Here is a 12,355-nt window from a genome sequence, read left to right as displayed (position 1 = left end):
TCTTACTCCTAAACCGCTGAAAGTTTGATCTCGACGTCAACACCAGCAGAAAGATCCAATTTCATCAATTGGTCTACTGTTTGTTGAGTAGGTTCAAGGATATCAAGCATACGCTTGTGAGTTCTTACTTCGAATTGTTCACGAGATTTTTTATCTACGTGCGGAGAACGAAGTACTGTGTAGCGGTTGATGCGAGTAGGCAAGGGAATTGGACCCGCAACTTTTGCGCCTGTGCGACGAGCAGTCTCAACGATTTCTTTCGTCGACTGATCAAGCAATTTATGATCGAATGCCTTCAATCTGATTCTAATCTTCTGACTTTGCATAAGGACACTTCTCTTCTTTTGTAAGGTAGCGTAATTACTAGCAAAAATGTTAATAACTGAACATCCAATCCCATCGAAAACTTGCCCCGAATTAGCCCTTGCGGCCTAGATAAGTCCACCAAACGCGGGGGGTTTTTTGTAAATATAGATGTCACGAGTGCGCGAGTATGCGCATTTTAAAAAATAATGTCAAAGGGAAAAAATTAAATAATTAATATCTTCCCATTTTATGTAGAATTTCCGTTTTCACCTTTGGAGGGACCACGGCGTATTCTAGGAATTCCATGCTGAAACTTGCTCTACCCTGGCTCAAACTGCGCACATCAGTCGCATAACCGAATAGAGTGGCCAATGGAGCCTCGGCAAAGATAACCTGCCCGCCCCCTGGCTTCACGTTCATCGTGAGAATTTTTCCACGACGAGAGTTCAAGTCGCCCACGATATTGCCCACGAAATCATCAGGACAAGTAACCTCAAGCTTAAAGATTGGCTCCATAAGCTCTACTTGGGCTTTTTTAACGGCATCTCTGAACGCCAATGAGGTCGCGGCTTTGAAAGCCATCTCAGTGGACGTCTCCGGACGAACTTCAACAGCTGTTAAAGTGCCCTTAATACCTAGCATAGAATAGCTCGCTAAAGGACCCACCTCAGCCGCTTCACGGAAGCCGCTTTCGATAGCCTTTAAGAACGGAGCTGTAAACTCTTTAGACAATGAGACTTTGCTAACGAATTGGATGTGATCTGCCTGAGAGATCGGTTCAATCGTTATGCTCACAGAAGCGAAATTCATATCGCCGGCAATTTCGCGCTCATATACATGAGTCTCGGAAGCCGCCGTCGTGATGGTTTCGCGGTAAGATACTTGAGGCTTACCAACATTCGCCTGCACTTTGTGCTCGCGAAGAAGGCGGTCCACTAGGATATCCAGATGAAGCTCACCCATACCAGACAGAAGGATTTGCCCTGTTTCAGGGTCATTTCTCAACTTACAAGATGGATCTTCTTTTTGAAGTTTCTCAAGGCCCGCCAACATCTTCTCTTGATCAGCAGAGGATTTAGCTTCAATCGCCACGGCAATTACTGGCTCTGGGAAAGTAATAGATTCAAGAACAACTGCATGGGAAGTTTCGCAAAGAGTATCCCCCGTACCTGTGAACTTAAGGCCCACAACTGCACCGATATCACCAGCCTTCAAACTAGCTACTTCTTCACGGGAGTTAGCATGCATTTTTACCAGCTTTTGAATACGCTCTTTTTTCTGAGTACGTGGATTCAAAAGTTGATCACCCATTTTAACTTCACCGGAATAAACACGGATGTAAGTCAAAGAACCTGCGAACGGATCATTGGCAATTTTGAATGCCAACGCCGCCACATGGGCGTCGAAATCAGTTTTGCATAGGATTTCTTTTTCAGGACGTTCTGGATCGTGACCCACGATATCCGGAACTTCGATAGGTGATGGAAGGTAATCAATCACACCATCAAGCAAAGGCTGAATACCTTTGTTTTTGAAGGCAGCTCCACAGAATACCGGGAACGCTTTCAATTCAAGAGTGCCTTTGCGAAGAGCTGCTTTAAGCTCTGCCACAGTCACTTCTTCTCCATTGAGATATTTCTCAAGAAGAACATCGTCAAACTCAACGATCTTCTCAACGACTTCTGTACGGAAGCGATTGATCTCTTCCTTCATGTCGTTAGGAACATCGGTAATTTCGAAATTGTCACCCATACCGGATGTCGTCCAAACATAGGCGCGATTTTCTAACAAATCGACAACACCACGGAACGTATCTTCCATACCGATTGGAACTTGAACTGGGATTGGATTCGCCTGAAGACGCTCTTTGATTGTCCCGTAAGACATCACAAAATCAGCGCCCACGCGGTCCATTTTATTGATAAAACAGATTCTTGGCACTTTGTACTTGTCAGCTTGTTTCCAAACAGTTTCAGACTGAGGCTCAACACCGTTAACGCCGTCGAATACTGCTACCGCACCATCAAGAACGCGCAAAGAACGCTCAACTTCAATAGTGAAGTCAACGTGTCCCGGAGTATCGATAATGTTAATACGGTGGTCTTTCCAGAATGCCATAGTGGCAGCAGAGGTAATTGTAATACCACGCTCTTGTTCTTGAACCATCCAGTCCATAGTGGCCTGGCCGTCGTGAACTTCACCAATTTTATGACTTTTTCCAGTGTAGTAAAGGATGCGCTCGGTGGTCGTCGTTTTACCGGCATCAATGTGCGCCATGATGCCGATATTACGAGTATACTTGAGATCAGCTACAACTTTTGGATCTTTAGCTGACATGTAAACAGATTACCAATTGTAGTGAGAGAAAGCCTTATTAGCTTCAGCCATACGGTGAACTTCATCTTTCTTCTTAATAGAGTTACCTCTATTGTTGTAAGCATCGATGAATTCGCCAGCCAAACGCTTAGCGTAGTCTTTTTCGCCACGTTCACGAGAGTATTCTACCAACCAACGCATAGCCAAAGCCAAACGACGAGTTGGACGAACATCAACTGGAACTTGGTATGTCGCTCCACCTACACGGCGAGAACGAACTTCGATAGAAGGTTTGCAGTTTTCAAGGGCTTTTTTGAATACAGCCATTGGCTCTTCGCCAGCAACTTTACCTTCAAGCTCTTTCAATGCCCCGTAGAAAAGCTTCTGTGCAGTAGCTTTTTTACCTTGGATCATCATTTTATTAACGAATTTAGCAATAACTAGATCTTTAAAAACTGGATCTGGAATTACTTCTCTTTTAAAGGTCTTTTTACGACGTGACATGTGTCAATTCCTTATTATTTCTTAGGTCTCTTAGTACCGTATTTAGAACGGCTGCGTAGGCGACCGTTAACACCTTGAAGATCCAATACACCGCGAACGATATGGTAACGAACGCCCGGCAAGTCCTTCACACGACCACCACGGATCAAGACAACGCTATGCTCTTGAAGATTGTGACCGATACCAGGAATGTAAGAGATAACTTCAAAACCATTAGAAAGACGTACTTTCGCTACTTTACGAAGAGCGGAGTTCGGTTTCTTTGGAGTTGTTGTATAAACACGAGTACAAACACCACGACGCTGAGGGCATGACACCAAAGCAGGTGATTTAGTTTGGTTTTTTTGAACTTTACGCTCACTTTTGATGAGCTGGTTAATTGTAGGCACTTATAAACCCCTTAAACAATTTATTCGAATTCAAGACGCTGGAACTTACATTGTCGCAAGCGTCCGGGTCAAGACATTGTTATTAATTTTAGTTTCCAAAATCCGGCGTGAGTTCCGCTTTTGGAGTTTTTACATTTTTCTTACGAGATCCGAGGCTTTAGGCCCTCAAAACCGCCAGTGAAGCGGCTTTGAGGATTCATGAAGCGCTGCGACTCTACTAACCTTGGTGAGGCTGAGTTGAAGGCGACATACCTGGCAAAGATGCCACGTAATTTACATCGTCGTCTTCCGCTACAGACACTTTCCAGCGTTTGTAAGAAGTTAAGCCAGTACCTGCAGGGATCAAACGACCCATGATGATATTCTCTTTCAAACCACGCAAATGGTCTGTGCGAGAATTAATCGCCGCTTCTGTAAGTACTTTTGTTGTTTCTTGGAATGACGCTGCTGAGATCCAGCTATCAGTGCTCAAAGAAACTTTCGTGATACCAAGAAGAAGTGGATTGCATGTAGCAAGTTGTCCACCTTCACGGCTCAAACGAGCATTTTCTTCGTCGAAAGCGTATCTTTCAGCTTGTTCACCAGCCAAGAAGCGGCTGTCTCCAGCGTCCTTGATTTCTACTTTACGTAGCATTTGGCGAACGATCACTTCGATATGCTTATCATTGATAGCAACACCTTGAAGTCGGTAAACTTCTTGGATTTCATCAACAAGGTATGCAGATAGGGCTTTAGCACCTAGAACCGCCAGAATGTCATGAGGATTTGTTGGACCGTCCATCAACGCCTCACCGGCTCTTACGTACTCACCTTCTCTTACAGCAACGTGCTTACCTTTAGGGATAAGATATTCTTTTTGCTCACCCACTTCAGGAGTTACGATTACACGTTGTTTACCTTTAACGTCTTTACCGAATGTCACATAACCATCAATTTCAGAGATGATTGCTGCTTCTTTCGGTTTACGAGCTTCAAACAATTCAGCAACGCGCGGAAGACCGCCCGTGATATCCTTCGTTTTCGAAGTCTCACGATGCATTTTCGCAATAACGTCACCGGCATGAATTTCTTGACCGTCAGCTGCTAGAAGCTGAGCACCCACTGGGATCAAATATCTCGCAGGGATGTCACGACCAGGAAGATTCAATGTCTTACCATTGCCATCAACTAGGAACACAGTCGGTTTGATGTCAGAAGATTTGGATTCCATGATAACTTTAGTCGCGAAACCAGTTACCGCATCCACTTGCTCCTGCATTGTAGAACCTTCTTCGATATCCTGATATTGGATCTTCGCAGAAACCTCTGCGATGATTGGATTCGAGTACGGATCCCACTCAACAACTGTTTGCCCTTTGGCAACTTTGTCACCTTCTTTAAAGTTCAATACAGCACCGTAAACAAGCTTGAAGTTTTCACGCTCGCGGCCTGCCTCGTCGATAACAAGTGCAGATCCGTTACGATTCATAACTGTCAACTTGCCGTTACGGTTAGTAACTGCATGTACGTTTTGAAGTTTAAGAACACCATCATAACGAGATGTATGAACTGATTGCTCAACTGAACGAGAAGCGGCACCACCCAAGTGGAACGTACGCATCGTCAACTGAGTACCCGGCTCACCGATAGATTGTGCTGCGATGATACCAACTGTTTCACCAAGGTTCACAGTCGCACCACGAGACAAGTCGCGGCCGTAACATTTCACACACACGCCACGTTTAGATTGGCACACTAGGGCTGAACGGATGTCGACTTTATCGATACCCAAGCCTTCGATAGTTTTAACGTCAGTCTCTGTGATCTCTTGGTTCGCTCTAACAACTACGTTGTTAGTTTGAGGATCAACAACATCTCTCAATGTTGTACGACCAAGGATACGATCACCGATGTTTTGGATGATCTCACCAGCTTCGTAAACTGGAGTGATTTCCAAACCGTCGTCAATTCCGCAATCCAATTCAGAAACTACTACGTCTTGAGCAACGTCAACCAAACGACGAGTCAAGTAACCAGAGTTCGCTGTTTTCAATGCTGTATCGGCCAAACCTTTACGAGCACCATGCGTAGAGATGAAGTACTGAATAACTGTCAAACCTTCACGGAAGTTTGCAGTGATCGGCGTTTCGATGATCTCACCAGAAGGTTTCGCCATCAAACCACGCATACCACCCAACTGACGGATCTGAGTCGCGGAACCACGGGCTCCGGATTCAGCCATGATGTAGATAGGATTGAATGAAGGTCCAACTACTTCTTTGCCATCAATTACGAATGTTTGTTTTTCGATCGCGTTCATACCTTCTTTAGCGATCTTATCAGCAGTTTGCGCCCAGATATCCACTACCTTATTGTAGCGCTCACCATCTGTGATCAAACCTTCATCGTACTGAGTTTGGATTTCAGTAACTTGTTTTTCAGCGTCAGCGATCATCGGAGCTTTGGCAGCTGGGATAACCATGTCATCGATACCGATAGACATACCTGCAGACGTTGAATATTTGAAACCAAGTTCCATGATTTTATCAGCCAAGATACAAGTCGCTTTTGCACCAGCAAGACGGAAAGTCTTGTCGATCAAAGCTGCGATTTGTTTCTTAGTCATGATTACGTTCACGTCGTTGAAAGGAACTTCTTTAGGAACGCTATCAGAAAGAATCGCGCGACCTACAGTTGTTTCTTGCAACTTACCGTTGATACGAACTTTACAAGTCGCTTGCAAGTCCACCAAACCTGTTTCGTAAGCGTATTGAGCTTCTTGAACCGTTGAGAAGATTTTGCCAGTTCCTTTTGCGCCCAAACGGTTACGAGTCAACCAGTACAAGCCCAACACGATATCTTGTGATGGATTGATGATTGGCTTACCAGAAGCTGGAGAAAGAACGTTGTTTGTAGACATCATCAAAACACGAGCTTCAACTTGGGATTCCACAGAAAGTGGAACGTGAACCGCCATTTGGTCACCGTCGAAGTCGGCATTGAAGGCACCGCACACTAGTGGATGCAATTGGATCGCTTTACCTTCGTGAAGTACAGGTTCGAAGGCTTGGATACCAAGTCTGTGAAGAGTTGGCGCACGGTTTAGAAGAACTGGATGTTCTTTAACCACGTCAGCCAGGATATCCCAAACTTCAACTGTCTCTTGCTCAACCAATTTCTTAGCTTGCTTGATAGTTGCCGCTAGGCCTTTTTCTTCAAGTTTGTTGTAAACGAATGGTTTGAATAGCTCCAAAGCCATTTTCTTAGGAAGACCGCATTGGTGCAATTTCAACGTCGGGCCTACAACGATAACGGAACGACCAGAGTAGTCCACACGTTTACCAAGTAGATTTTGACGGAAACGACCTTGCTTACCTTTCAACATATCTGAAAGGGAGCGAAGAGGACGTTTATTTGGACCAGTGAATGTCTTACCGCGACGACCGTTATCCAACAATGCGTCTACTGCTTCTTGCAACATACGTTTTTCATTGCGGATGATGATGTCTGGAGCGTTAAGCTCTTGAAGACGTTTCAAACGGTTATTACGGTTGATCACACGACGGTAAAGATCATTTAGATCTGAAGTCGCGAAACGACCGCCATCTAGTGGAACTAGAGGACGTAGATCTGGTGGCAACACTGGAAGTGCTTCCAACATCATCCATTCAGGTTTGTTGATAGAGCCTTTGAAAGCCTCAACAACCTTAAGACGTTTAGTGATCTTTTTCATGCCCGCTTCAGACTTAACGTCTTTAGCTTCCATACGAAGCTTGCGAGACAAGTATTCAGGATCGATTTTTCTCAAAAGGTCACGAACAGCTTCGCCGCCCATGCCGTATTTGAATGAAGGACCGAATTCGTTCAAAGCTGCGTTCAAAGCTTCTTCAGTCAATACTTGGCCTTCTTCCAATGTTGTTTCCATTGGATCGATAACCACGTGTGCTTCACAATACAAAACTTTCTCAACATCTTTCAAAGAAAGGTTAAGCAAGTTACCGATACGGGAAGGCAATGAGCGCAAGAACCAGATATGTGCAACTGGAGTCGCAAGCTCAATGTGACCTAGACGTTCACGGCGAACTTTAGTTTGTGTAACTTCAACGCCGCACTTTTCACAGACGACGCCACGGTACTTCATACGTTTATACTTACCGCACAAGCACTCGTAATCCTTAATAGGACCGAAGATTTTCGCACAGAACAAGCCATCACGTTCAGGCTTGAATGTACGATAGTTAATAGTTTCCGGCTTCTTAACTTCACCAAATGACCAATCACGAATCATTTCAGGTGACGCCAACGATACTCGTACGGCGTCAAACGAAAGTGGATCTTTTGGTTTATCGAAAAAATTCAACAAGTCTCTCAAAGAACACCCCTGTTGTTAAAGTATTAATTAGTGCTGCTCTGGCTCAGTAGGAGCCACAACAGTTGCTTCAATAACATCGCCACCGCCATCAAGATCTTCATCTTGATCACGAAGGATGTCGGACTCCATCAACTCAACATTCAATGCAAGAGACTGAAGCTCTTTCACTAGAACGTTGAACGATTCAGGAAGACCCGGCTCAAGGATGTTTTCACCCTTAACGATACTTTCGTACATACGTGTTCTACCTGCTACGTCATCTGACTTAACAGTTAAGAACTCTTGTAGAGAGTATGCGGCACCGTATGCTTCGATCGCCCAAACTTCCATCTCCCCTAGACGCTGACCACCGAATTGAGCTTTACCGCCCAAAGGTTGTTGCGAAACGAGAGAATAAGGTCCGATAGAACGAGCATGGATCTTCTCTTCAACCAGATGGTGAAGTTTAAGCATGTACATGATACCCACAGTAACTGGGTTCGTGAACGGCTCGCCAGTACGACCATCGAATAGGATGGACTTACCAGAAAGTGGAACTTCTGCTTTCGCAAGCAAGTTCTTAACGTCTGATTCACGAGCACCGTCGAATACCGGTGTTCCAACGTGGATACCGTTCTTCATACGAGTTACCATTGATTTCAAAGAAGCTTCATCAGCACCATCAAGTTTTGTGCTGATATCAGAATCATTGAAGATATCTTTCATTTCTTTACGTGCGTTTTCTGCATTCCACTTATCAAGGTGGGCGCCGATTTGTTTACCCAAGTTGTGCGCTGCCCAACCCAAGTGAACCTCAAGGACCTGACCAATGTTCATACGTGAAGGTACGCCCAGTGGATTCAGAACCATGTCAACCGGAGAACCGTCTGCTAGGTATGGCATGTCTTCAACAGGCAATACTTTAGAAACGACACCTTTATTTCCGTGACGGCCGGCAAATTTATCGCCGACTTGCATTTTACGTTTAATCGCAACGTAAACTTTAACCATTTTGATAACGCCTGGAGGAAGTTCGTCACCTTTACGAAGGCGATCGATCTTCTCGTTGAATACCAATTTAACTGCGTCAAGTTGGTTACGGGCGTTGTCGATGATTTTGTTAACTTGGAACTCAAGATCTTGCTCAAGAGGGATATAGTTCAACAATTCGAATGGAATTGTTTCGATATCCGCGATCGTGATTGATTGACCTTTGTTCAAAAGTTTTTGAGATCCATCTTCATTCAACAATACGCCAGTAGTGATTTTGCCTACCAAGATATCGCGAAGTTTCGTGATGGAGTTATTTTTGATAACGTTTTGCTCAACAGCCAAGTCTTTTTCAAGCTTGCGTTTTTTCTCTTCGATGATTGAAGACAAACGCTCATCGCGGTCTGCGCCTTCACGAGAGTATACTTGAGCGTCGATAACTGTACCGTAAACGCCAGATGGAGCGCGAAGTGATGTATCACGTACGTCACCAGCTTTTTCACCGAAGATCGCTCTCAAAAGTTTTTCTTCAGGAGAAAGTTGAGTTTCACCCTTAGGAGTAACTTTACCAACCAAGATGAAGCCAGGGCGAACTTCCGCACCGATGCGGATGATACCAGAGCTGTCTAGGTCTTTAAGTGCTTCTTCACCTACGTTTGCGATATCGCGAGTGATCTCTTCTTTACCCAGTTTCGTGTCACGCGCTACGCACTCGAACTCTTCGATGTGGATAGATGTGTAAACGTCGTCTTTCAACAAACGCTCAGAAATAAGGATGGAGTCCTCGAAGTTGTAACCTTGCCAAGGAGTGAACGCCACTAGGATGTTTTGACCCAGAGCCAACTCACCAAGCTCAGTGGAAGGACCATCGGCAACGATGTCGCCTTTAGAAACCTTGTCACCAACAGTTACGATTGGTTTTTGATTGAAACATGTGTTTTGGTTCGTACGTTGGTACTTAGTCAAATTGTAGATATCAACGTTCGCACCCAACTCGCCGCCTTTAGCGAAACGACGGATAACGATACGAGATGCATCTACTTCTTCAACGATACCGTCGTTTTGAACAACGACAGATGTACCAGAGTCACGAGCAACCAAACGCTCTACGCCTGTACCAACTAGTGGTGCGCGAGAACGCAACAATGGAACCGCTTGACGTTGCATGTTCGAACCCATCAGGGCACGGTTGGCATCGTCATGCTCTAGGAACGGAATCAAAGATGCCGCGATAGAAACCAGCTGCGACGGAGAAACGTCCATCAATGCAACTTTGTCTTTATCTACGATTTCATACTCACCGTCACGACGAGTGATTGTCGTAGCAGTTTGGATGGCTTTGTTTCCAGCTTCGTCACGAGCCGCAGGAGCGATATAGTGACCCGCTTCTTCCAATGCAGACAAGTAGTTGATGTCTTTAGAAACTGCGCCTTGTTCAACTTTACGGTACGGAGTCTCGATGAAACCGTAGTTGTTGATACGAGCGTAAGTTGCCAAAGAGGCGATCAAACCGATGTTTGGACCCTCTGGAGTTTCGATTGGACAGATACGACCGTAATGCGTTGGATGTACGTCGCGCACTTCGAAACCGGCACGATCACGAGTCAAACCACCAGGCCCAAGAGCTGACAAACGACGTTTGTGAGTGATCTCTGACAATGGATTTGTTTGGTCCATGAACTGTGACAATTGAGAAGAACCGAAGAATTCTTTAACAACTGCATTTACTGGTTTAGCGTTCACCAGATCGTGAGGCATCATTGTTTCTACGTCTTGTAGAGACATACGTTCACGGATAGCGCGCTCCATACGAACCAAACCGATACGGTATTGGTTTTCTAGCAACTCACCTACTGAACGAACACGACGGTTACCCAAGTGATCGATATCGTCGATAACACCACGACCATTTTTAAGATCGATAAGCGTTTTGATAGTGCTCAAGATATCTTTGTGAGTCAGTGTTCTGTGAGACGGTGGGCACTCTTCCATAGAGATACCGAATCTGTGATTGATCTTGATACGACCAACTTCAGAAAGATCATAAGTCTCTGGATCGAAGAACAAACGACCGAAGAATGTCGTAGCAGCTTCCAAAGTTGGAGGCTCACCAGGACGAAGGCGTTTGTAGATCTCAACCAATGATTCGTCTTTGTTAGAAACTTTATCAACCAACAACGTGTTGCGAAGGTAAGGTCCAACAGTCAAACCGTCGAAGAAGATCATGTAGAAGCTTTCGATGCCAGATTCGATCGCGCGTTTGATGATTGCAGCATTCAACTCTGCATTCGCATCCGCGATGATCTCACCAGTGGATTCATCGATAAGAGGTTTCGCCAAAACTTTACCATCAAGGTCTTTTGGCTCAACTTCTAGCTCAGTGATATTAAGATCTTTGATTTTCTTAACGATCGCACGAGTGATACGACGACCAGCCTTAACTAGTGCTTCGCCACCTTTTGGATCAAGGATATCAGTCAAAGCTCTTTGGCCTGACATTCTTTCGATATCCAACTTACGGAACAACTTGCCGCCTTTAACGTAAACTTCGTCAAGGTCGTAGAAGTATTCAAGAAGTTGTTCAGCGTTGTAACCCAATGCTTTCAAAAGAATTGTAACTGGGAATTTACGACGACGATCGATACGAACGTGGATCAAATCTTTTTGGTCAAATTCAGCATCCAACCAAGAACCACGGTATGGAATCACACGTGCAGAGTAGATCAATTTACCAGAAGCATTGTTTTTACCACCGTCGTGATCGAAGAACACGCCCGGAGAACGATGCAACTGAGATACAACAACGCGCTCAGTACCATTGATGATGAAAGAACCGTTTGCAGTCATCAATGGGATTTCGCCCAAGTAAACTTCTTGTTCTTTTACGTCACGGATAGAACGTGCTTCAGTTTCTTCATCAACATCAAACACGATTAGACGAAGAGTAACTTTGATCGGAGCAGCGAAAGTCATTCCGCGCTGACGACACTCATCTACGTCGTATTTTGCTGGCTCAAGAGTGTAAGATACGAACTCTAGGCTTGCAGTGTTGTTGAAATCTGTGATTGGGAAAACAGATTTGAAAACGCCATTGAGACCAGCTTCGCCGCGGCGATCTGGATCCATATCTTTTTGAATGAAAGCTTCGTAAGAAGACTTCTGCAACTCAATCAAATTTGGAATATCAATGACTTGCTTATTTTTCGCGAAAGACTTTCTAACTCGAATGTTAGAAGCCGTAACTGGAGTTTTTTCCAATGTACTCTCCGTGATAAGAAAATCGAAACTTCACTTCGGGCGGAAGAATCAAGAACCACATTAAATAAAATCAAAACGCAAGGAACCAAACTACTTCCGGGTTTTCGGAAAAGCAAGGAATTATAAGTACTTTCGGTTCTTTACCTTCTTACAAAACTCCGTGGGTTTTCGGCTTCGGACTCCGCATTTTGGGGAGGGGGCAGGGACGTATATTTTGGGCACGGGCTTCCGGCCCTCACCGCCCCTTGGTACCGCGTCGTGC

The 12,355-nt window shown here is 44.8% G+C and carries 6 protein-coding genes; all 6 read right to left on the bottom strand.

The features are described 5' to 3' along the window. Positions 1 to 8 precede the first annotated feature (8 nt). A complete protein-coding gene (gene rpsJ, locus DOM22_RS03920) occupies positions 9 to 326 on the bottom strand; it encodes a 30S ribosomal protein S10 (protein ID WP_011165353.1) in 318 nt (105 codons plus the stop codon). A 211-nt stretch (positions 327 to 537) separates the two neighbouring features. Further along, positions 538 to 2,643, bottom strand: a complete 2,106-nt coding sequence (gene fusA, locus DOM22_RS03915; RefSeq protein ID WP_142699127.1) for an elongation factor G — start codon at positions 2,641 to 2,643, stop codon at positions 538 to 540. A 9-nt stretch (positions 2,644 to 2,652) separates the two neighbouring features. Then, positions 2,653 to 3,126 carry a 30S ribosomal protein S7 gene (gene rpsG, locus DOM22_RS03910; RefSeq protein ID WP_142699126.1) on the bottom strand — a complete coding sequence of 158 codons (474 nt, stop codon included), beginning with the start codon at positions 3,124 to 3,126 and terminating at the stop codon, positions 2,653 to 2,655. A 14-nt stretch (positions 3,127 to 3,140) separates the two neighbouring features. Next, positions 3,141 to 3,515: a 30S ribosomal protein S12 gene (gene rpsL, locus DOM22_RS03905; protein WP_041876514.1), complete on the bottom strand. Its 375-nt coding sequence runs from the start codon at positions 3,513 to 3,515 to the stop codon at positions 3,141 to 3,143. Between the two features lie 217 nt (positions 3,516 to 3,732). After that, positions 3,733 to 7,866, bottom strand: coding sequence for a DNA-directed RNA polymerase subunit beta' (rpoC, locus tag DOM22_RS03900; protein ID WP_142699125.1), 4,134 nt, complete (start codon positions 7,864 to 7,866; stop codon positions 3,733 to 3,735). A 27-nt stretch (positions 7,867 to 7,893) separates the two neighbouring features. Next, complete coding sequence (gene rpoB / locus DOM22_RS03895) at positions 7,894 to 12,093, bottom strand: DNA-directed RNA polymerase subunit beta (protein ID WP_142699124.1); 4,200 nt, start codon at positions 12,091 to 12,093, stop codon at positions 7,894 to 7,896. Between the last annotated feature and the right edge of the window lie 262 nt (positions 12,094 to 12,355).

This window comes from Bdellovibrio sp. ZAP7 (genome assembly GCF_006874645.1).
GTDB lineage: Bacteria > Bdellovibrionota > Bdellovibrionia > Bdellovibrionales > Bdellovibrionaceae > Bdellovibrio.
Note: the sequence above shows the minus strand (reverse complement) of the source record. Positions and strands in the feature narration are given on the sequence as shown.

Bases quoted from the DNA above. Each gene is read 5' to 3' on its own strand.
- rpsG (WP_142699126.1), bottom strand. From the start codon at position 3,126: ATGTCACGTCGTAAAAAGACCTTTAAAAGAGAAGTAATTCCAGATCCA.
- fusA (WP_142699127.1), bottom strand. From the start codon at position 2,643: ATGTCAGCTAAAGATCCAAAAGTTGTAGCTGATCTCAAGTATACTCGT.
- rpsJ (WP_011165353.1), bottom strand. From the start codon at position 326: ATGCAAAGTCAGAAGATTAGAATCAGATTGAAGGCATTCGATCATAAA.